Origin of the sequence: Morganella sp. BCCO 40_0007 (genome assembly GCF_032989665.1) — a bacterium.
GTDB classification, from domain to species: domain Bacteria; phylum Pseudomonadota; class Gammaproteobacteria; order Enterobacterales; family Enterobacteriaceae; genus Morganella; species Morganella sibonii.
Map to the genome: position 1 here is coordinate 196,796 of NZ_JAVBIN010000001.1, position 20,258 is coordinate 217,053.

The window sequence follows — 20,258 nt, forward strand, 5'->3', positions numbered from 1 at the left end:
TGTTATTCAGTCATCGTTACCCCGGCAACCCGGAGTGTCTGTAAGACCGGTTCCGGGCTGGCGGATGAGGGTACTGTATCACCGATAACAGAGATTATTTTTATTATTGATCCCGCCGTCCGGTGATGTCACACCGGAACAACCGAGAATACTGTCAAATAATTCATGATGGAAAAACGTCCGTGTCCGGCTGTTTTCTTTCAGATTATCAAACAGGCTCTGATTATTTTTGATGTAGGTATCAGACATCCAGACAATAAACGGTACGCGGAACTGTTCCGGCGGGGCAATATTCCGTGGTGTGCCGTGCAAGCGCATTCCGTCTCTTTCACCCAGGGATTCACCGTGGTCGGAGGTATAAAAGACAATGGCGTTTTTGCCTTTTAATTTCTCCGTCAGTTCATTCAGCAAATGATCCGTATATAAGATCGAATTATCGTAGGCGTTAATTTCTTCCTGCACACTGCATTTGGCGCCCGCATCGGTACATTCCGGCATATATTTGCGGAACTCAGGCGGATAGCGTTTGGAATAAAGATGGTGCGAGCCTTTGGTATGTAAAATAATCAGGTTTTGTCCCTGTTTTTTGCGGGCCAGCACATCATCAACCTCATCCATCAGTAATTCATCACGGATAGCTTTGCCCGGTGTTCTGTTTTGTGCGGTGATCATTTCACGGATCAGATAGTTATCCAGGTCGAGCCGGTTATAGAACCAGACTTCACTTTGCATGGAAAACAGTTCGGAATAAAACCCGTTCTGTTTCATTACCGAGAAGACATTATTTTCAGTGACTGTCCGTTGTTCGTTATCTTTGACACCACCTTCACGCACAAACATACAGCGCAGCGATAATTTTGTGGAGGTATCACAGGATTGGCCTTTAAAGGCGATGACATTTTTATCTGCGGATAATAACGGGGTTGTTTCACGCTCATAACCGAGTAATTGCATATGATCCCAGCGCGCGGTTTCCCCGATCACGAAGACCACATATAAGTCGTCATTCTGCGGGGCCGGGGTATAGGTAAATTCTTTGGCCGGATCGAATAAATCAATTTCATTAAAGGTGTCGTCATATTTGACTACGGCATATTGTACCAGCGGCACAATCCAGTTGGTCGGTAAATAAGAGTAGCTCAGTTCACCGCCGTAACTGGACACATCAATCATGCCGTTCAGCTCAATTTTTTTCTGATTGGCATCAGCCAGTTTTAAATAACCGAAAATCAACACCGGAATAACGATAAAGGTAAACAGGGACAGCATCCGGCGCCGTGATGCCGTTTGTATTTTTGTTTTTTTTGCGGACCAGATAAGGAGCAGCGAAGGAACAGAAAGCAGAGAGAACCAGAGATAAAAATGTTCGCCGACAGCTTCCTGCGACAGTTCGACACTGTCAGTTGCCAGGGTGGAGACTAAGATACCGTAACCGATAATCACATCATAAAACATCACATAGTAACTGACTGCGATACTGACCAGAATAATAAGACTGCTGAGAATTTTAAAACTCAGCAGCCCGGTCTGAGCAATCAGTCTGAATAAGAAAAAGCTGAACAAAATATTGGCGAAAATTTCGGCAATCAGATAAACGGAGCCATAATCGCCGCTCAGTAATAACTGATTCTGAGCGCGGGAAAAATAGACGGTGTAGTTCAGGAAAAAGCCCAGAAAAAGGGCAAGAATGGCAGAAACAACAAATTCATTTCTTAGTGTATTCAATAACTGACGTATAGGCATCGGGTACATCACTTCATCGCTAAAGGGAGTTAGAGAAGTTATCAGTTACTTGGTTCAATATTTATTCATTAATCATGTTCATTTTACCAGATGACAACATGACATTTTTGTCGTCATTAGTGTCGAACCGACAGTTACCTCCGCCTGAAAATCATGTCAATACGTTGATAAACAGACGCTTTTGTATATGGCACGAAAAATGCTTAACAAGGGTATCAAACTATATGACTCGTCTGATTTTTCTGGAGGGTGGGGCGAATGAATCGCTTTGTTATTGCCGACCCGCATCTTTGTATCGGATGTAATACCTGTATGGCGGCCTGTTCTGAGACGCATAAACAGCAGGGATTACAAACACATCCGAGATTGAATGTGGTGAAAATCGGGGAACTGACCGCGCCGATGCTTTGTCGTCAGTGTGATGATGCTCCGTGTGCCCGTGTGTGTCCGGTGAATGCCATTACACACGAAAATGGCATGATCGTGCTGAATGAAAGTCTGTGCATCGGCTGCAAATTGTGCGGTCTGGTCTGTCCGTTCGGGGCTATCACCCCGTCAGGCAGTAAACCTGTCGATATGCCGGACTTCTTTGAGCAGTATGTGCCGCAGGAGATGCTGCTGGATGTGCCGGACAGCCTGCCGACCATGAATCCGTTCCTGGCATGGAATGCCGGTATCCGTAATATCGCCGTGAAATGCGATTTGTGTGATTTCAGTGAAGAAGGCCCGGCGTGTGTGAAAGTGTGCCCGACCGATGCCCTCCATCTCGTTGAAGAGAATAAGCTGGAAAACGAAAGTGCGAAACGCCGTACCGCATCTGTTGATGCGATGCCGCCGGAGTTCGACATCTTCGTCTCAGGACAGGAGAGCCGCAAATGACATCTCTTGAATTACTTTTATGGTCTGTTGCTCTGTATACCGCCGGTGGTTTTATTTCGCTGCTGTTTAAACGGCAGGAGAAAATGGCGGTGTATGTTGCCGGTATCACGGCGATTGCCGGGGGAATACTCGGTTTGTTCAGTGCTGTTCCGGTGCTGATGAGCGGCGAAACACTGACGTATTTCGCACAGGGGCCTTTCCCGTTCGCCCATTTTGTTGTCCGCCTCGACAGTCTCGCTGCCTTTATGGTGATGGTGATTTCACTGCTGGTGACCGTCAGCGCCCTCTATTCCCTGAACTATGTACAGGAATATCTGGGCCGCGGCGCGTGGAGCATGGGGTTCTTCCTGAACCTGTTTATCGCCTCCATGGTTGCTCTGGTCGTCATGGATAACGCCTTCTGGTTCATCATTCTGTTTGAAATGATGTCGCTGGCCTCCTGGTTCCTGGTCATTGCGGATCAGGATGACAAGTCCATTCGTGCCGGTCTGCTCTACTTCTTTATTGCCCACGCCGGTTCTGTGCTGATTATGATCGCCTTCTTCCTGATGTGGCGCGAAAGCGGCAGTCTGGATTTCGATTCCTTCCGTCAGCTCTCACTGTCTCCGGCGATGGCCTCTGTGGTCTTCCTGCTGGGCTTTTTCGGCTTCGGCGCCAAAGCGGGGATGTTACCGCTGCACAGCTGGCTGCCGCAGGCTCACCCGGCGGCACCGTCTCACGCATCCGCGCTGATGTCCGGTGTGATGGTGAAAATCGGTATTTTCGGGATCATCAAAGTCGGTATCGATCTGCTGGGCGCAACCCAGGGCTGGTGGGGTATCGTGGTGCTGGGCTTCGGCGCGGTATCTTCCGTTCTCGGCGTTATGTATGCGCTGGCGGAGCACGATATCAAACGTCTGCTGGCGTGGCATACCGTGGAAAACATCGGGATTATCCTGATGGGTGTCGGCGTGGCAATGGTTGGTATGGCGAATGATATGCCGGTGCTGGCAACAATTGGTCTGCTCGGTGCGATTTACCACCTGCTGAACCACGCGGTATTTAAAGGCCTGTTGTTCCTCGGTGCCGGTGCGGTGATTTACCGTATTCATACCCGTGATATGGAAAAAATGGGCGGCCTCGCCAAACTGATGCCGCTGACCGCAACCGCGTTCTTAATCGGTTGTATGGCCATTTCCGCATTACCGCCGCTCAACGGTTTTGTCAGTGAGTGGTACACCTATCAGTCACTGTTCTCAATGAGTCATGACGGCACATTTATCATGAAAATCAGTGGTCCTGTCGCCATCGTGATGCTGGCGATCACCGGTGCACTGGCAGCGATGTGTTTCGTGAAAGTATACGGTGTCAGCTTCTGCGGCGGTGCGCGCAGTGAAGAGGCCACCCATGCCCGCGAAGTGCCGTGGACAATGACCGCCGCAATGCTGATTCTGGCGGTGGTGTGTGTGCTGCTGGGCGTGGGCGCGAGTGTGATCGCACCGGTGCTGGCGAAAGTGGCGATGTCACTGACGGCGGCGACGGACGTGACTGTTGTGCAGGGCGCGATGCTGGTGCCGGATTCTGCCGCTCAGGCCATGATTTCTCCGGCGATGACATTCCTGTTACTGCTGGCGCTGCCGCTGATCCCGTTCATCATCTATCTGGTCTTCAAAGGCAAACAGATGGGCTTCCGCCGCAAAGGCGACGCCTGGGCGTGTGGTTATGCCTGGGAGCGCGATATGTCCGTGTCTGCCGGAGGCTTTACTCAGCCGCTGCGCTCAATGTTTGCACCGCTCTACCGCATGCGCAAACAGCTTGATCCGTCAGCCCGTCTGGCTCACGCCTTAGACGTGACCAAAGCCGGGGCCGGAAAAGTCGAGCCATTCTGGGATGAACGCATTATTTATCCGCTGGTGCGCGGTATTAACCGTTTCGCCAAACGCATTCAGTGCCTTCAGGGCGGGGATTTCAGACTTTACTGTCTGTATGTCGTGGCCGCGCTGGTTGTTCTGCTTGTTGTGATTGCGGCGTAAGGAGAGAAACCATGTCGATTCAGGATACACCTACATTGATGACGGGGCTCTTCGCAGTAGTTCAGGCGATTTTCCTGCTGCTGCTGACGCCGCTGTTTACCGGCATCTCCCGTCAGATCCGCGCAAAAATGCACTCCCGTCAGGGGCCGGGCATTATGCAGGATTACCGTGACATCATCAAATTACTGAAACGCCAGTCTGTGGCACCGCGTGATTCCGGATTTATTTTCCGGGTGATGCCGTATGTGCTGCTCGGCAGCATGCTGCTGCTGGCGATGGCGTTGCCGGTTGTGACCACAACGTCACTGTTCAGCGGGGCAGGCGACCTCATCATCATTTTATATATTTTCGCGCTGTTCCGCTTTTTCTTCTCCCTGTCCGGTCTGGACACCGGCAGCCCGTTTGCCGGTATCGGTGCCAGCCGTGAGCTGACCCTCGGCGTGCTGGTGGAACCGATTCTGTTCCTCGGCCTGCTGGTGGTTGCGCTGATTGCCGGTTCGACCAATATCGGCAGTATCAGTGCCGTGATGAGTCAGGGCTGGGTATCACCGACCGCAACGCTCCTGGCGATGCTGGCCTGTGGTTTCGCGACCTTTATCGAAATGGGCAAAATCCCGTTCGACGTCGCGGAAGCCGAGCAGGAACTGCAGGAAGGGCCGCTGACTGAGTACTCCGGTTCCGGTCTGGCGCTGGTGAAATGGGGGATCGGTCTGAAACAGGTGGTTGTGGCCGTGCTGTTTCTCTCGATTTTCTTCCCGTTCGGCAGTGCATCCGTTCTGACCGCCGGCAGTCTGCTGCTGGCGCTGGTACTGATGCTGGTAAAACTGCTGGTGATTTTCGTTCTGGCATCGCTGGTCGAAAACAGTCTGGCCCGTGGTCGTTTTCTGCTGACGCATCATGTGACCTGGTTAGGATTCGGCGTGGCTGCGCTCGGATTCGTGTTCTATCTCACCGGTCTGTAAGGAGCGATAAAGCATGTTAGAAAATATTGCACTGGCGACCCTGCTGATTCCGTTTGCCGGGGCGTTGCTGGTCAGTGTCCTGCCGACGCGCATGGCACCGTGGCTGAGTACCTTAGTCGCGCTGCTGGCCTCTCTCGGTACGGCGGCGCTGGGCTGGCTGTATCTCGACGGCGGTAAGACTGCCGCCACACTGGAACTGGTTCAGGCCGGTAATATCGCGCTGTTCGGCTTTACCGTTGATGGTGTCAGCACCCTGATCGCGTTTGCGGTGGTGTTCCTCGGCTTCCTGATTTGCCTGTACTCCACCGGCTATCTGACTGAAGGTAACCGCGAGCACGCACACGGGCCGACCCGCCGCTATTATGCCTTCCTGCTGATCTTTATCGGTGCGATGGCGGGCGTGGTTCTGTCATCCACCATTCTGGGGCAGTTACTGTTCTTTGAAATCACCGGCGGCTGTTCATGGGCACTGATTGGTTACTACCAGACAGAAAAAGCCCAGCGTTCGGCGATGAAAGCGCTGCTGATCACGCACGTTGGTTCTCTCGGCCTGTTTATGGCGGCGGCAACGCTGTTTATCAGCACCGGCACGTTTGCCCTGAGCGCGATTAACCAGCTGAATGAGGCGCAAAGCCTGATCGTCTTCGGCGGTATCCTGTTTGCGGCATGGGGTAAATCAGCCCAGCTGCCGTTACAGGCCTGGCTGCCGGATGCGATGGAAGCTCCGACTCCGGTGAGTGCGTATCTGCACGCCGCGTCCATGGTGAAAGTGGGGGTTTATATCTTTGCCCGCAGCATCATGTCGTCTGACCATGTGCCGGAAATCATCGGCTGGGTCGGTGTGGTGATGGCTGTTATCACGCTGGTGTATGGTTTTATGATGTATCTGCCGCAGAAAGATATGAAACGTCTGCTGGCCTGGTCAACCATCACTCAGCTGGCGTATATCTTCCTCGCGCTGTCTCTGTCCATCTTCGGCTCAAAAGAAGCCTTTGACGGCGGTATCGCATACATCTTTAACCATGCGTTCGCCAAGAGCCTGTTTTTCCTGGTGGCCGGTGCGCTCAGCTACAGCTGCGGAACCCGTATGCTGCCGCGTCTGCGCGGTCTGTCAAAACGCTATCCGCTGCTGGGTGTCGGTTTTTGTGTGGCTGCGCTGGCGATTGCCGGGGTACCGCCGCTTAACGGCTTCTTCAGTAAATTCCCGATCTTCGCGGCCGGTTTCGCGTTATCTGAACAGTTCTGGATCTTCGCGCCAATCATGGTGCTGGTGCTGATCGAATCCGTTGCCAGCTTTGCCTGGCTGCTCTACTGGTTCGGCAAAGTCGTGCCGGGTGAGCCGAGCGAAGACGTGGCAAACGGAACCCCGGTTCCGGCAGCAATGCAGTGGGTTATCGGCCTGCTGATTGTGATGTCGTTCTGTTCAAGTGTTATCGCCGTCATCTGGCTCGGTTAAGGGAGAGAAAGTATGACTGGTTCTATTATTGTGAACAATCTTGCGGGGCTGATGATGATCACCTCGCTGCTGGTTATCGGGGCGAAGCGCCCGGTGGCTTCCTGCTGGTTCTATGCACTTCAGTCTCTGGTGCTGGTGGCGATTTTTGCCACGCTGTCACAGACACTGGATGCACCGCAGCTGGGAATGTGGGCGATCACCGCCTTCGCGACCAAAGTGGTGCTGGTGCCGCTGATTATGGGCTATGCCTTCCGCAAATTGTCTGATCCGACCGCCAACGGCGGCGTGATAAGCCCGGCCTGGCTGATGCTGGCCGCGGCGGTGATTGTGGTGCTGTGCTGGTTTGTGGTCGAACCGGTGAAACTGCCGATGGTGGCGGATCTGAAACCGGCGCTGGCTGTTTCTCTGGGTCACTTTATGCTGGGTTTACTCTGCATCGTGACACAGCGCAACATCCTCAAACAGGCATTCGGTTACTGCCTGATGGAAAACGGATCGCACCTGACACTGGCTCTGCTGGCGTATAAAGCGCCGGAGCTGGTGGAAATCGGTATCGCGACGGACGCCATTTTCGCTGTGATTATCATGGCGGTACTGGCACGTAAAATCTATCGCACGCTCAACACACTGAACGTGGATCAACTGACCGCGCTGAAGGGGTGATGAGATGAGTCAAACCATGTTGTTAACGTTATTAATGGCAACGCCGCTGGTGATTTCACTGCTGGCATTTGCCTGCCGCCTGGCGGGCGGCGGGGCGAAAGGTGTGGTCACCCTGGTGCATACCATCGGTATCTCCCTGATGCTCGTCTTCTCGCTGTGGATGGTTTACACCATCGGTGAGGAAGGTGATCTGCTGATGGCAGACCGCTGGATCCACCTGGACAGCCTGGCCGGATTATTCCTCGCGATCCTCGGGATCGTCGGTTTCCTGACCGGTCTGTATTCCATCGGTTACATGAACCACGAAGTGAATGATGGTGAAGTGAGTGTGGCAACACTCTGCAACTACTACGGCTTCTTCCATCTGTTCCTGTTCACTATGCTGCTGGTGATCACCAGTAACAACCTGATCCTGATGTGGGCGGCGGTGGAAGCCACCACGCTCAGCTCCGCGTTCCTGGTGGGTATCTACGGACAGCGCTCTTCTCTGGAAGCGGCGTGGAAATACATCATTATCTGTAGTGTGGGTGTGGCGTTCGGCCTGTTCGGCACCATCCTCGTGTATGCGAATGCGGCGAGTGTGATGCCGGATCCGGAACTGGCTATCTTCTGGACTGAAGTGCTGAAACATACCGCGCTGCTGGATCCGACCCTGATGCACCTGGCCTTTGTGTTTGTGCTGATTGGTTTCGGGACCAAAACCGGTCTGTTCCCGATGCACGCCTGGCTGCCGGATGCGCACAGTGAAGCGCCGAGCCCGGTCTCCGCGCTGCTGTCTGCGGTTTTGCTGAACTGTGCACTGCTGATTATCATCCGTTACTACATCATTATCACGTCTGCTATCGGCGGGGAATTCACACAGACACTGCTGCTGGTCTTCGGCCTGCTTTCTGTCGCGGTGGCGGCGTTCTTCATCCTTATCCAGCGTGATATGAAACGCCTGCTGGCTTACTCCAGTGTGGAAAACATGGGACTGATTGCGGTGGCGCTGGGTATCGGCGGTCCGCTGGGTGTGCTGGCCGCACTGCTGCACACACTGAACCACAGCCTGGGGAAAACCCTGCTGTTCTGCGGTTCCGGTAACGTGTTACTGAAGTACGGTACCCGTGATATCACGGTGGTCAAAGGAATGCTGCGCACCATGCCGTTTACGGCGGTTGTCTTTGCGGGCGGCGCGCTGGCACTCGGCGGTATGCCGCCGTTCAACGTGTTCCTCAGTGAGTTTATGACGGTGGTTGCGGGTCTGGCGGCGGATCATTTCTGGCTGACACTGCTGCTTTTGATCCTGCTCACTATCGTCCTCGGCGGGTTGGTTAGAATGGTATCGAAAACCCTGTTCGGCGCACAGCCTGACTGCGTGTCACGCGGCGAGGCAGGTATCCTGACGACATTGCCGATGGCCATCCTCATTGTACTGATGCTGGTGATGGGCACCCACATTCCGCAGCCGGTCAGCCGTCTGCTCGAAAATGCCGCCACTATTGTCCTGACGGACAGTGCATTACCAGGTACAGAATTAACCACCCCGGACTACCGCTGGCCGTGGGGTGTTGATACAACATCCACATCATCGCAGGAGAAATAAAACGTGAGCTATCAGAATTATACAGATACCCTTCAGGGCGTTCGTAAAGGCGCGGGCTATCTGGCACAGGTCCGCGAGAAATTTCCCCATGCGGTGCTGGAAGAAGAGTGGCAGACCGCCAATCAGCTGACCATCACCATCAAAACAGAGATGCTGCCGGAGGTGGTGGAGTTTCTGTACTACGGCTGCGGCGGCTGGCTGCCGGTGCTGTGGGGTAACGATGAGCGTCCGCTGAACGGTCAGTTCGCGGTTTACTATGCACTCTCTATGGAAGAGGGTGAAAAATGCTGGGTCACCGTGAAGGCGTATGTCAGCCCGATCACCCAGGAATTCCCGTCTGTCACACCGCGCGTGCCTGCGGCGGTGTGGGGCGAGCGCGAGATCCGTGATATGTACGGGCTGCGTCCGGTGGGTCTGCCGGACGAACGCCGTCTGGTGCTGCCGGATGACTGGCCGGATGATCTCTATCCGCTGCGCAAAGACACCATGGATTACCGTCAGCGTCCGGCACCGACCACCGATACCGAGACTTACGAGTTTATCAACGACAGCAAAAAAGATGCGCGCGTTGTGCCAATCGGCCCGCTGCACATCACCTCGGATGAACCGGGGCACTTCCGTCTGTTCGTTGACGGGGAGCGGATTGTTGATGCCGACTACCGCATGTTCTACGTCCACCGTGGTATGGAAAAACTGGCGGAAACCCGTATGGGGTATAACGAAGTCACTTTCCTGTCTGACCGTGTGTGCGGTATCTGCGGCTTTACCCACAGCGTGGCGTACACCACATCCGTGGAAAACGCGCTGGGTATCTATGTGCCGCAGCGTGCGCACACCATCCGCAGCGTGCTGCTGGAAGTGGAGCGTCTGCACAGCCACCTGCTGAATATCGGGCTCGCCAGCCACTTTACCGGCTTTGATACCGGCTTTATGCAGTTCTTCCGTGTACGTGAAAAATCCATGACCATGGCCGAACTGCTGACCGGTGCCCGTAAAACGTACGGAACCAACCTGATCGGCGGTGTGCGCCGTGATTTCCTCAAAGAGCAGCGGGTGAAAACCATTCAGCTGGTCCGCGAGATGCGCGCGGATGTCACACAACTGGTGGATATGCTGCTGAGCACACCGAATATGGAACAGCGTACGGTCGGCGTCGGTCGTCTTGATCCGCAGATTGCACGTGATTACAGCCCGGTCGGTCCGATGATCCGTGCCAGCGGCTTTAAACGCGACGTCCGTTTTGATCATCCGTTTGCTGATTACGGCAACCTGCCGAAAACATTATTTACCATGGATGGCTGTGATGTTTACTCCCGTGTCATGGTGCGTGTGAAAGAAGTGCTGGATTCACTGTCCATGATTGAGTACGCGCTGGATAACATGCCGGAAGGGCCGATTCTGACCGAAGGCTTTACCTATCAGCCGCACAAATTTGCCCTGGGTTACACCGAGGCACCGCGCGGGGAAGATATCCACTGGAGCATGCTGGGTGATAACCAGAAACTGTTCCGCTGGCGCTGCCGTGCAGCCACCTACGCCAACTGGCCGGTGCTGCGCTACATGTTACAGGGCAATACCGTGTCTGATGCACCGCTGATTATCGGCAGCCTTGATCCCTGCTACTCCTGTACTGACCGCGTCACGCTGGTGGATGTGAAAAAACGCAAAGCGAAAACTGTGGCGTACAAAGAGATCGAGCAGTACAGCATCGATCGCAAACATTCACCGCTGAAATAAGCCGGAGGGAATACCATGTTTAAACTGTTTAAGACCCTCCGCAATGCGGGGACAGCAACGGTCAAATATCCGTTCAAACCACTGGAAGTGGCGCACGGGTTCCGCGGTAAGCCGGAATATGTGCCGGAGCAGTGCATCGCCTGCGGTGCCTGTATTTCTGCCTGTCCGGCAAACGCCCTGACGATGGAAACTGACCCGGAAAGCGGTGAACGCCGCTGGCAGTTATTCCTCGGCCGCTGCATTTATTGCGCGCGCTGCGAGGAAGTGTGCCCGACCCGGGCTATCCATCTGACCGAAGAGTTTGAAACGGCGGTAATGAACAAAGCGGATCTCTATATGAAAGGGACATTCCGCTTACAGCACTGCCGTCAGTGCGGGGAAGCGTTCGCACCGAAAAAATCCGTGGAATATGCGATGGCGCTGATGGTGGCATCAGGTATTGAAGAGAGCGGAATTGAAGCATTGCGGCCGATGTATGAAACCTGTCCGTCCTGTAAGCAGAAAAATAACCTGCTGAACAATGACCGTCAGAACTTCCGTCTGCATATTGAGGGAGAAAAATCATGAGTTTGCCTGAAATCCCGGTGAACCATCATGTCAGCGAACCGCTGAAGATGGATGAGCAGGTGGCGAAACTGAAAAGCACGCTGCTGAAAGATATTAAACGTTCAGCCTATGTCTATCGTGTGGACTGCGGCGGCTGTAACGGTTGTGAGATTGAGATCTTCTCTGCCATTACCCCGGTATTTGATGCGGAGCGTTTCGGAATCAAAGTGGTGGCATCACCGCGTCACGCGGACATTCTGCTGTTTACCGGTGCGGTTACCCGCGCTATGCGGATGCCGGCACTGCGGGCGTATGAATCCGCCCCTGATCCGAAAATCTGTATCTCTTACGGTGCCTGCGGCTGCGGCGGCGGTATCTTCCATGACCTGTATTGTGTCTGGGGCGGCAGTGAGCATATCGTGCCGATTGATGTCTGGATCCCCGGCTGCCCGCCGACACCGGCAGCAACCATCTACGGTTTTGCCGTGGCGCTGGGTCTGCTGAATCAGAAACTGAAAGGTCAGGATCATGTTGAGGCGGATGATGAGCGTGTGGAACTGCTGCTGCCGTCCGTTCCGCTGGCAACCCGTGTGATGATTGAACGCGAAGCGCGCCGTCAGGCCGGTTATTATCAGGGACGCGAAATCAGTGACCGCTTCCTGACGCTGCTGGAAAACGCCACACCGGAACAGGTGAAAGGCACGATGCAGACCTGGATGGATGAAGAGCAGGATCCGCGTTTGCGTGAGATCGTAAACCGCCTGGTGACCGTATTACAACAAGGAGGCATTCATGCCTGAACAGACACCCGATCATGCAGATACTGACGGAAAAGTGATCTTCTGGTCGCTGAGACAAAAGTTTGTCGACAGTGACGATGATGTGCCGGAAGAGGCTCAGCAGGTGATGTATTACTCACTGGCAATCGGCCACCACGTTGGCATGATCGATTGTCTGAATACGGAATTGATCTGCCCGCTCAGCGGTTATCAGTCCTGGGTGAATGCGCTTCCCGAAGGGGAGGCGCGCCGCAAGTTGCAGGGACTGATTACCTTCGGTGAAATTAATATCGATTCCACGCATACCAATATGCTGGCACTGGCACTGGATCCGCTGACGAAGGATAAAAATCCGGACTTCCGCGAATGGAGTGCCACGCTGATCCGCCTGCTCGGGGAGATTGAGCGTGAACCGGCTATTTACCTGATAGTGAAGCGCCGCCCATGAGTGAAATGACTGCAAAAAATGTGATGCTGGCTGTCGGTAACACCATGATGGGTGATGACGCCGCGGGACCGATGCTGTTTGACCTGATGGAACAAAACCCGGTTGACGGCTGGATTGCCGTTAACGGCGGCAGTGCGCCGGAGAATGTGGCGCATCAGGTGCGGGCGCTGAAACCGGAACGTCTGCTGATTGTGGATGCGGCGGATATCGGCCTGAACCCCGGTGACATCCGTATAATTGATCCGGATGATATCGCAGAGATGTTTATCATGAGCACGCATAACCTGCCGCTCAACTTTCTTATTGATCAACTGAAAGAAGATATCCCGGACGTCATTTTCCTCGGAATCCAGCCGGATCTGGTCGGTTTTTATATGCCGGTTAATGAGAAAGTCACCTGCGCGGTACAGCAGGTTTATGATGCACTGCCGGGCTGGGAAGACCTTGGCGGATTTACCTTATTTGAAGGTGAAGACGAAGAGTGAGCCTGTTCCTCTGACTATCACAGAAACCGCCGCTGAAATCCGGCGGTTTTTTTATAAACACACGGATTTAAGGTCGGTATTTGATATCCGGCCGGTGCATTTTTTCTTATGGTCTGAGCTTTCTTTCTGAGAGTAAAAATACCATGAAAAAAATTGCTGTGATTATCCCGTTTGCCTTACTGTTGTCCGCCTGTGCTACCAAGCAATACCCGCAGGCGGCTGCGATATCCGTTGAGGAATCTTCGTTAATGGATTGCCGTGATATCAAAAAGGAAATTGCCATCACCCGCAGTATTGCGCAGGACATTGAGAAAACCGGTGAATTTGACGGTAAAACGGTATTAGGGTTCCTCGGGGATTTTGGTATCGGAAACGGGATTGCCAAAGGGGATGCCCGCGAAAAAGTCTCTGCCCGTCTGGGGCAGCTGATGCGTTTACAGGAAAATAACTGCCGCTGATACATAAAAAAATACCGCAAATTATTGCGGTATTTTTACATGAAGTCCGTTGTACGGCTCAGCAGCATTTCGGGCCGCCTTTGCTGCCGTAACGGGCATCCTGACGATCGCGGAAAAACTCTTCATAGGTCATCGGTGTCTGATCAGGATGGGTGTTTTTCATGTGCTGTACATAGTTATCGTAATCCGGCACGCCAATCATCATTTTGGCGGTCTGCCCGAGATAACGTCCTGCTTTTGCGAGAGTATCAAACATAATTGTGACCCTGAACCTGTTGCGTACGGAGGAGCGGCAATTGTCTGCCGCTCCTTATTTCACCAGTATATCAGATTTTAGTGGGCAGATTTGCTGTTTGCCACTAAATCAAGATAGTTTTCCGGCATTGGCTCGTACGGTGTTTCGTTGTCCGTCGGTTTGTCTGATTTCAGTGCTTTCAGCGCAGTCTTCAGTGAGAAGATTGCCAGCACGACCACGACAACCATAAAGAACAGTGTCAGACCGGCATCGAGACGGTTGTTAAACACCAGTTGTGACAGCTGCGACGCCGTGTACTGCGACGGGATATTACCGCTGTCAATCATAGCCTGGAACTTATTGGCTACCGCCAGGAAGCCGACACGGGCATCTTCGCTGAACACTTTTTCCCAGCCTGCGGTCATGGTACAGATTAACAGCCACGCCATCGGTACCAGTGCTACCCAGGCGTATGCCTGGCGCTTCATCTTGAACAGCACCACTGCACACAGCATCAGCGCCATACCGGCCAGCATCTGGTTGGCGATACCGAACAGCGGCCACAGGGTGTTAATACCACCGAGCGGATCGACCACGCCCTGATGCAGGAAGTAACCCCACGCCAGTACACACAGTGCGGTGGCGATCAGGTTGGCGGGAAGGGAATCTGTCCGTTTCAGTGCCGGGGAAATCACACCCAGTAAATCCTGTAACATAAAGCGGGCGGAGCGCGTACCGGCATCTACTGCGGTCAGGATAAACAGCGCTTCAAACAGGATGGCGAAGTGATACCAGAAGGAGACATCCATCAGGCCGCCAAGGGCTCCGTGCAGAATATAGGCCATACCGACGGCGAGTGTCGGCGCGCCTCCTGCGCGGGAGATAATGCTCTGTTCGCCCACTTCATTGGCGATATTGGTTAAGGTTTCCGGGGTTATCTGGAAGCCCCAGCTGCTGACCACACTGGCGGCAGACGCGACGACATCGGTGGTACCGGCCGGTGCCAGCATAGCCATCGGGCTGTTCATGGCGAAGTACACGCCCGGGTCGATCACACAGGCGGCAACCAGTGCCATAATTGCCACAAATGATTCCATCAGCATGCCGCCGTAGCCGATAAAGCAGGCCTGGTTTTCGTTAGCCAGCATTTTCGGCGTGGTACCGGAAGCAATCAGGGCATGGAAGCCGGAGACAGCACCACAGGCAATAGTGATAAACAGGAACGGGAACAGATCCCCTGCCCAGACCGGGCCGGTGCCGTCGACAAATTTAGTCAGCGCAGGCATTTCCAGCATCGGACGCATAATCAGGATGCCGATCGCCAGACCAACGATTGTCCCGATTTTCAGGAACGTAGACAGATAATCACGCGGTGCCAGCAGTAACCAGACCGGCAGAACCGCCGCGACAAAGCCGTAACCGACCAGCATCCAGGTCAGTTGTACGCCGTCATAATCAAAATACGGTGCCCAGGTCGGGCTTTCGGCCACCCAGCCGCCGGAGATAATGGCGAACACCAGGAAAATCAGACCGATAACAGAAACTTCCCCGACACGTCCCGGACGGATGTAGCGGGTATAAATCCCCATAAAGAATGCGAGCGGGATGGTAAAGGCGACGGTGTAGGTTCCCCACGGGCTGTGGGTCAGGGCTTTCACCACGATCATCGCGAGGACGGCGAGGATGATAACCATAATCATAAAACAGGCGATCAGCGCGATAACACCGGCGACATTTCCCATCTCCTCCTTGACCAGCTCACCGAGGGAACGGCCATTGCGGCGGGTGGAAACGAACAGCACCATAAAGTCCTGCACCGCACCGGCTAATACCACACCGGCGAGCAGCCAGAGCATGCCTGGCAGATACCCCATCTGCGCCGCGAGAACCGGCCCGACGAGCGGACCTGCACCGGCGATGGCGGCAAAGTGGTGGCCGAACAGGACTTTTTTGTCTGTCGGCACATAATCAAGCCCGTCATTATTTTTAAAGGCGGGGGTCATACGGGTTGCATCGACTTTCAGCACTTTTTCAGCGATGTAGAGCCCGTAATAGCGGTAAGCCACCAGATAAATACAGACGGCGGCAACGACTATCCAGAGCGCATTGATCTGTTCGCCTCTGTTCAGTGCGATATACCCGAGGGCAAAGGCACCGACAATTGCGAGCAGTACGCCGGCAAGTTGTTTGAACGCTTTCATAAATTTCACCTGTCCGAATGAGTAAAGAGGAAGTAGTTTCAGTTTGTTATTATCCAATTGTACAGGAGAGGAATAACACTTATTTTACTTAGTTCCCAGCAGTAACCTGCGGATAAGATGGATTTATTTCATTATTGTTAGGTTAATCACTGTTAGCGGAATGTAGCGTGATTGTGGTTTCAGGGAGATGATAAGCATGCGGGGTAAATCCTGATATTCAGAGGGGATATTGGCTGAATAACCCCTCTGAACCGGGTCGGCATTAAACGTGTTTTACTGCGTTGATCATGATATTCGCTTCAGGATATCCATGACATGGGTAATATCCTGTTCCGGACAGGATGTTGTCACCCGGGTGCTGAAATCAAATGAACGGTGAACGATATCGTCAATATCTACTGAGCCGGATGGTACTGCAGGAGATATGTGGTTTTTTTCTTCAGCGATACGGAGTACCTGTGCTCTTGTCTCTTCTCTGATGGCATTGAAATCCAGAGGCGTTTCAGTGTATTTATCACATAACAGTGTATTATAAATATTTTCAGTCAGTGCGTAGTATATATCTGACCGGATTTTCCCTGTCATCATTGTTGTTAGTTTATCATGGTTTTTGAGTATGTCGGTTTTATACTTTGAGTATTGTTTAACTAATTCTTTTTTTTGATCGTCACTTAACGCTTCTTTTATATTATCAGCCAGTTCTTTTTTTAATTTATCTGACATTTCTGGCATTTTTTTAGTGAAGTCATGACTTAATTGTTCTTCTATCCCCGGATCATTAATTTCGTTAGTCAGGAAACTATTCAGTTTAAGAACGGACGGAGTGGAGCAGTTAATCCCCGGTTTTTCCAGTGCTTTGTTTCCGAGATGTTTTTCTTTCACGATATCAATGATTTTGTCCAGATCTTCTGGTGTTGTCACAATTTTTTTCTCTGCATACATCAGGTCAACTTCCCGTTTGATAATATTTACCGGTATGATGCTTTTTTCCTGGGTAAGCCATTTTTTTACACCGTCATTGATTTCTTTTTGTCTGTTTTCTGCTTTTTCGTTGTTATTTCCGGTGCCGGGGATTGAGAGTTCTGATTTATAAACAAAGGATAATATCTGCCTGCTCAGCGCTGTGGTGTCGACATCAATGTTGACGTAGTTTCCTGTAAGTCTGACATTCGTATTTTGCGGTGCACTCAACCGATCCAGTAGTTTATTCAGAAAAGGTATTTTTGACATGTCTTTCAGATTTCTTTCTTCGGTGTTTGTTTTTTGAGTACCGGATAGTCTGTTAACTAAATTCACTTTTATGATTTCCTTTTATATGTAAAACCAATGATTTTATTTTTTATTAAAATAATTTCTTTAATAAAAGAAAGATCGTGAGTCTTGTTATAGCTCCTGATTATATTTCAATTGTAAAATAAATTTTCAATATGAATCAGATATGAAAGTAATACTCTGACGATTTGTCATGATGAGATCATCATTTATTAATCAGGGAAACAGAGATGCCGGATTTATCCTCTTTTCACCGCACGGCCATGATGCTGTTGCGTCATATCGGTCTGGACACGCCGCAACCTGCTGCAGATCAGCATACATTTATGTTAACAATCGATAGCCGTTACTCATTATCTTTGGCTGTTATTGATGAGACCGACTGGTATCTGTCAGCAAATACCGGGGAATTACCACACATTACGCAAAATAATGAATTAATGAAAAATGTCCTGAAGCTGAATACGTTAACGCAGCTTTCCGGGCAGCCGGTGATCTCCCTGAATGAAAAAGAAGAGTATGTGATTTGGAGCCGTTTGCCACTTCAGGGAACGGAAGATGGTCATATTATTGAATTATTTGAATATATTCTGAAGTCTGCAGATTACCTGGCGGACTTCGGTTAATTGTTACCAGCAGAGGAATGATTATGCCCGGGATCCGTCCTGATATTATACCCGATTACACTCAGAGTAACGACGCTCTGCCACCGCCCCTCCCGCCAAGATTAACGCGGTATCAGGGACGGACAATGGTGTTACAAGAACGCTCAGGCCAGCCTCCGGCAGTGCCGCCGCATCCTGTATTTATACAGCCGCCGTCCTATCCGGCACCGGTTCCGCCGTCATTACAGGCACGGGCACGAATGCCGTTACCGGGGGAAGTGGCGCATCAGTCACTGGCACAACGGAGAGCAGGTCTTAAATTCACACCGTTCACAGCGGAGATGAAAACAGAACGGGCAGGTGATGTATTCAGTCAATTACAGACAAAAACAGCAGATCGGATTGCTTCGAAAGTATTTATTACCGAAATGGAGAATCAGCGCTACAAGGACATCGATACTTGCGAAAACACTCAGTTATGTACACCGGAAGGTAAAACGTTGCCTGCAAACCAAATGAAAGTTGACGGGGTGAACCTGGCGATGCGCAGTCAGTACCCTAAGCCGAAAGAACTCCGGGACCATCTCAGTATGCTTGCAGATCAAAAACCGGGTGTGTTGGTTGTACTTTCTTCTGATAATGATATTGCCGGCCGGTCTCTTCCGGCGTATTTCCGTCAGGATGGCCACTATGGCGATGTTTCGGTGAAATGCAAAATTCACGCGGACGTTAGTGCCCGCAGTACAATGATTGAAAAGCTTGTAGTGAACAATTACCGGATAGAAATAACCGCAAACGGCAAAACAACACCGATATCGGTTATGCATGTCACAAACTGGGAAGATCGTACAACCATTGCGCCTTCAGCACTGAAAAAATTGGTTTCGGGTATCAATGGAAAAATTGAGCAGAAGACCAGGCAGGATCCCCGTTATACACCTCAGCCATTTATTCATTGCAGCGCAGGAATTGGTCGTACCGGTGTTGTTGCCGGTGCAATTGAATTATTGAAGCCGGGTAATAAAAACATGCCTGAGGAAATTGTACTGCAGATGCGTGAAACCGGCTCTTCAAACATGGTACAGACTTCTGAGCAGTACAATACATTGATCAATCTGTATAAAGAGCTTCATTAATTTTACCGGTCAGTCAGCCCGTAAACACCCCGGCTGACTGACTGTTATTCTCTTCAGACAGCTTTTCTGCGGGTCAGCAGCGACACCAGGCGTTTGCCGAAGACGGTCAGAATCAGGCCCGCCATAATAAAACCGAGACCGGCGAACTGCATCATGGTGATGGTTTCACCCAGCAGCAGCGCGCTGCTGGCAATCCCGGCAAACGGCACCAGCAGGGCAAACGGCGTGACACGCCAGGTTTCGTAACGGCCCAGCAGACGGCTCCACAGGGTATATCCCACAAACGTGGAGAGATAAGCGAGATACATAATCGCCCCCACGGTCAGCAGGCTGATATGGGAAATACTGCTGACAATCGCGTCCGCACCCTCCATCCACAGTGACATCAGGATAAACGGAACAATCGGCACCAGTGCACTCCAGGCGACCAGTGACATCCCGTTGCAGTCCGGTGTCTCTTTCATAATGATACGGTTGCAGATATTACCGCAGGCCCAGGAGAAGCCACCGGCCAGCGTCATCATCAGCGCCATCAGTGGAATATCGGTCAGACTGCCGCTGTCCCCGCCTTTCGCCAGCACGGTCAGACCGACAACGGCGACAATAATGCCGATCACCTGGCTGATTTTCAGCGATTCTTTCAGAATCAGGCCGCCGAGAACAATGGTGAAGAAGACCTGGGACTGTAATACCACAGAGGCGATCCCAGCCGGCATCCCGGCTTTGACCGCACTGAACAGAAAGGCAAACTGGCCGAAACAGATAGTCAGGCCGTAGATAACCAGACGATTCAGGGCGATTTTCGGACGCGGAATAAAGAAGACGGCGGGCAGTGCCACAAACAGAAAACGCAGCGCCCCGAGAAACAGCGGCGGAATACCGGTGACGCCCACTTTGATCACCACGAAGTTCACCCCCCAGATCACGGCGACCAGCAGGGCGATTAAAATATCATTAATTTTCATATCAGGTTTTTATCTCTCTTTTATTATTTTGATAATACGCGGAGCCACGCGCAGTATCCGTCAGGAAGAGCCGTGAAAAATTAAGTCGTTG

The 20,258-nt window shown here is 52.1% G+C and carries 19 protein-coding genes; 14 read left to right on the top strand and 5 right to left on the bottom strand.

The genetic code is table 11. From position 1 onward, the window contains the following. Positions 1 to 78 precede the first annotated feature (78 nt). Complete coding sequence (gene eptB, locus R5268_RS00790) at positions 79 to 1,752, bottom strand: kdo(2)-lipid A phosphoethanolamine 7''-transferase (protein ID WP_166708592.1); 1,674 nt, start codon at positions 1,750 to 1,752, stop codon at positions 79 to 81. 249 nt (positions 1,753 to 2,001) lie between these two features. Here eptB and R5268_RS00795 point away from each other — a divergent pair, with 249 nt between their 5' ends. The 12 genes from R5268_RS00795 (at position 2,002) to R5268_RS00850 (ending at position 13,753) form a co-directional block, all read left to right on the top strand. Continuing rightward, positions 2,002 to 2,622 carry a 4Fe-4S dicluster domain-containing protein gene (locus tag R5268_RS00795; RefSeq protein WP_046893089.1) on the top strand — a complete coding sequence of 207 codons (621 nt, stop codon included), beginning with the start codon at positions 2,002 to 2,004 and terminating at the stop codon, positions 2,620 to 2,622. Continuing rightward, complete coding sequence (hyfB, locus tag R5268_RS00800; RefSeq protein ID WP_218454623.1) at positions 2,619 to 4,634, top strand: hydrogenase 4 subunit B; 2,016 nt, start codon at positions 2,619 to 2,621, stop codon at positions 4,632 to 4,634. The genes R5268_RS00795 and hyfB overlap by 4 nt, the downstream gene beginning before the upstream one ends. Before the next feature lie 11 nt (positions 4,635 to 4,645). Then, positions 4,646 to 5,596 (top strand): respiratory chain complex I subunit 1 family protein, encoded by a 951-nt coding sequence (locus R5268_RS00805; protein WP_046893087.1) that lies wholly within the window; start codon positions 4,646 to 4,648, stop codon positions 5,594 to 5,596. A 13-nt stretch (positions 5,597 to 5,609) separates the two neighbouring features. Next, complete coding sequence (locus tag R5268_RS00810) at positions 5,610 to 7,052, top strand: hydrogenase 4 subunit D (protein ID WP_205515649.1); 1,443 nt, start codon at positions 5,610 to 5,612, stop codon at positions 7,050 to 7,052. A 12-nt stretch (positions 7,053 to 7,064) separates the two neighbouring features. Next, positions 7,065 to 7,715, top strand: coding sequence for a hydrogenase 4 membrane subunit (gene hyfE, locus R5268_RS00815; protein ID WP_004235001.1), 651 nt, complete (start codon positions 7,065 to 7,067; stop codon positions 7,713 to 7,715). Positions 7,716 to 7,719: 4 nt separating this feature from the next. After that, positions 7,720 to 9,300, top strand: coding sequence for a hydrogenase 4 subunit F (locus tag R5268_RS00820; protein ID WP_182105400.1), 1,581 nt, complete (start codon positions 7,720 to 7,722; stop codon positions 9,298 to 9,300). A gap of 3 nt (positions 9,301 to 9,303) precedes the next feature. Further along, positions 9,304 to 11,037 (top strand): NADH-quinone oxidoreductase subunit C, encoded by a 1,734-nt coding sequence (locus R5268_RS00825; protein WP_218454622.1) that lies wholly within the window; start codon positions 9,304 to 9,306, stop codon positions 11,035 to 11,037. Positions 11,038 to 11,052: 15 nt separating this feature from the next. Next, on the top strand, positions 11,053 to 11,604 hold the full coding sequence (gene hyfH, locus R5268_RS00830) for a hydrogenase 4 subunit H (protein ID WP_107680437.1): 552 nt from the start codon (positions 11,053 to 11,055) through the stop codon (positions 11,602 to 11,604). Beyond that, positions 11,601 to 12,383, top strand: coding sequence for an NADH-quinone oxidoreductase subunit B family protein (locus tag R5268_RS00835; RefSeq protein WP_046893082.1), 783 nt, complete (start codon positions 11,601 to 11,603; stop codon positions 12,381 to 12,383). Before hyfH ends, R5268_RS00835 begins: the two co-directional genes overlap by 4 nt. Continuing rightward, the gene (locus tag R5268_RS00840; protein WP_046893081.1) at positions 12,376 to 12,810 is read left to right on the top strand and encodes a formate hydrogenlyase maturation HycH family protein; all 435 of its coding nucleotides are present in this window, start codon (positions 12,376 to 12,378) and stop codon (positions 12,808 to 12,810) included. The genes R5268_RS00835 and R5268_RS00840 overlap by 8 nt, the downstream gene beginning before the upstream one ends. After that, positions 12,807 to 13,295 carry a hydrogenase maturation peptidase HycI gene (gene hycI, locus R5268_RS00845; protein WP_107680439.1) on the top strand — a complete coding sequence of 163 codons (489 nt, stop codon included), beginning with the start codon at positions 12,807 to 12,809 and terminating at the stop codon, positions 13,293 to 13,295. Before R5268_RS00840 ends, hycI begins: the two co-directional genes overlap by 4 nt. 143 nt (positions 13,296 to 13,438) lie before the next feature. After that, positions 13,439 to 13,753, top strand: coding sequence for a hypothetical protein (locus R5268_RS00850; RefSeq protein WP_317418518.1), 315 nt, complete (start codon positions 13,439 to 13,441; stop codon positions 13,751 to 13,753). Positions 13,754 to 13,811: 58 nt separating this feature from the next. Here R5268_RS00850 and R5268_RS00855 read toward each other — a convergent pair whose 3' ends face one another. The 3 genes from R5268_RS00855 to R5268_RS00865 form a co-directional block, all read right to left on the bottom strand. Further along, the gene (locus tag R5268_RS00855) at positions 13,812 to 14,009 is read right to left on the bottom strand and encodes a YbdD/YjiX family protein (protein WP_004235011.1); all 198 of its coding nucleotides are present in this window, start codon (positions 14,007 to 14,009) and stop codon (positions 13,812 to 13,814) included. Positions 14,010 to 14,086: 77 nt separating this feature from the next. Continuing rightward, complete coding sequence (cstA, locus tag R5268_RS00860; protein WP_317418517.1) at positions 14,087 to 16,189, bottom strand: pyruvate/proton symporter CstA; 2,103 nt, start codon at positions 16,187 to 16,189, stop codon at positions 14,087 to 14,089. 285 nt (positions 16,190 to 16,474) lie between these two features. After that, on the bottom strand, positions 16,475 to 17,485 hold the full coding sequence (locus R5268_RS00865; RefSeq protein WP_317418516.1) for a hypothetical protein: 1,011 nt from the start codon (positions 17,483 to 17,485) through the stop codon (positions 16,475 to 16,477). Positions 17,486 to 17,691: 206 nt separating this feature from the next. On the opposite strand from R5268_RS00865, the gene R5268_RS00870 reads away from it, so the two are divergent. Both R5268_RS00870 and R5268_RS00875 read left to right on the top strand, forming a co-directional pair. Next, the gene (locus R5268_RS00870) at positions 17,692 to 18,087 is read left to right on the top strand and encodes a type III secretion system chaperone (RefSeq protein WP_218454620.1); all 396 of its coding nucleotides are present in this window, start codon (positions 17,692 to 17,694) and stop codon (positions 18,085 to 18,087) included. 23 nt (positions 18,088 to 18,110) lie between these two features. Then, entirely contained in the window at positions 18,111 to 19,202 is a 1,092-nt protein-coding gene (locus R5268_RS00875) for a protein-tyrosine phosphatase family protein (RefSeq protein ID WP_317418515.1), read from the top strand. A gap of 53 nt (positions 19,203 to 19,255) precedes the next feature. On the opposite strand, the gene R5268_RS00880 is transcribed toward R5268_RS00875, so the two are convergent. Beyond that, the gene (locus tag R5268_RS00880) at positions 19,256 to 20,167 is read right to left on the bottom strand and encodes an EamA family transporter (RefSeq protein WP_218454618.1); all 912 of its coding nucleotides are present in this window, start codon (positions 20,165 to 20,167) and stop codon (positions 19,256 to 19,258) included. Positions 20,168 to 20,258 lie beyond the last annotated feature (91 nt).

Coding starts and splice junctions, on each gene's coding strand:
- eptB (WP_166708592.1), bottom strand. CDS start 1,752: ATGTACCCGATGCCTATACGTCAGTTATTGAATACACTAAGAAATGAA.
- R5268_RS00795 (WP_046893089.1), top strand. CDS start 2,002: ATGAATCGCTTTGTTATTGCCGACCCGCATCTTTGTATCGGATGTAAT.
- hyfB (WP_218454623.1), top strand. CDS start 2,619: ATGACATCTCTTGAATTACTTTTATGGTCTGTTGCTCTGTATACCGCC.
- R5268_RS00805 (WP_046893087.1), top strand. CDS start 4,646: ATGTCGATTCAGGATACACCTACATTGATGACGGGGCTCTTCGCAGTA.
- R5268_RS00810 (WP_205515649.1), top strand. CDS start 5,610: ATGTTAGAAAATATTGCACTGGCGACCCTGCTGATTCCGTTTGCCGGG.
- hyfE (WP_004235001.1), top strand. CDS start 7,065: ATGACTGGTTCTATTATTGTGAACAATCTTGCGGGGCTGATGATGATC.
- R5268_RS00820 (WP_182105400.1), top strand. CDS start 7,720: ATGAGTCAAACCATGTTGTTAACGTTATTAATGGCAACGCCGCTGGTG.
- hyfH (WP_107680437.1), top strand. CDS start 11,053: ATGTTTAAACTGTTTAAGACCCTCCGCAATGCGGGGACAGCAACGGTC.
- R5268_RS00835 (WP_046893082.1), top strand. CDS start 11,601: ATGAGTTTGCCTGAAATCCCGGTGAACCATCATGTCAGCGAACCGCTG.
- R5268_RS00840 (WP_046893081.1), top strand. CDS start 12,376: ATGCCTGAACAGACACCCGATCATGCAGATACTGACGGAAAAGTGATC.
- hycI (WP_107680439.1), top strand. CDS start 12,807: ATGAGTGAAATGACTGCAAAAAATGTGATGCTGGCTGTCGGTAACACC.
- R5268_RS00850 (WP_317418518.1), top strand. CDS start 13,439: ATGAAAAAAATTGCTGTGATTATCCCGTTTGCCTTACTGTTGTCCGCC.
- R5268_RS00855 (WP_004235011.1), bottom strand. CDS start 14,009: ATGTTTGATACTCTCGCAAAAGCAGGACGTTATCTCGGGCAGACCGCC.
- cstA (WP_317418517.1), bottom strand. CDS start 16,189: ATGAAAGCGTTCAAACAACTTGCCGGCGTACTGCTCGCAATTGTCGGT.
- R5268_RS00870 (WP_218454620.1), top strand. CDS start 17,692: ATGCCGGATTTATCCTCTTTTCACCGCACGGCCATGATGCTGTTGCGT.
- R5268_RS00875 (WP_317418515.1), top strand. CDS start 18,111: ATGCCCGGGATCCGTCCTGATATTATACCCGATTACACTCAGAGTAAC.
- R5268_RS00880 (WP_218454618.1), bottom strand. CDS start 20,167: ATGAAAATTAATGATATTTTAATCGCCCTGCTGGTCGCCGTGATCTGG.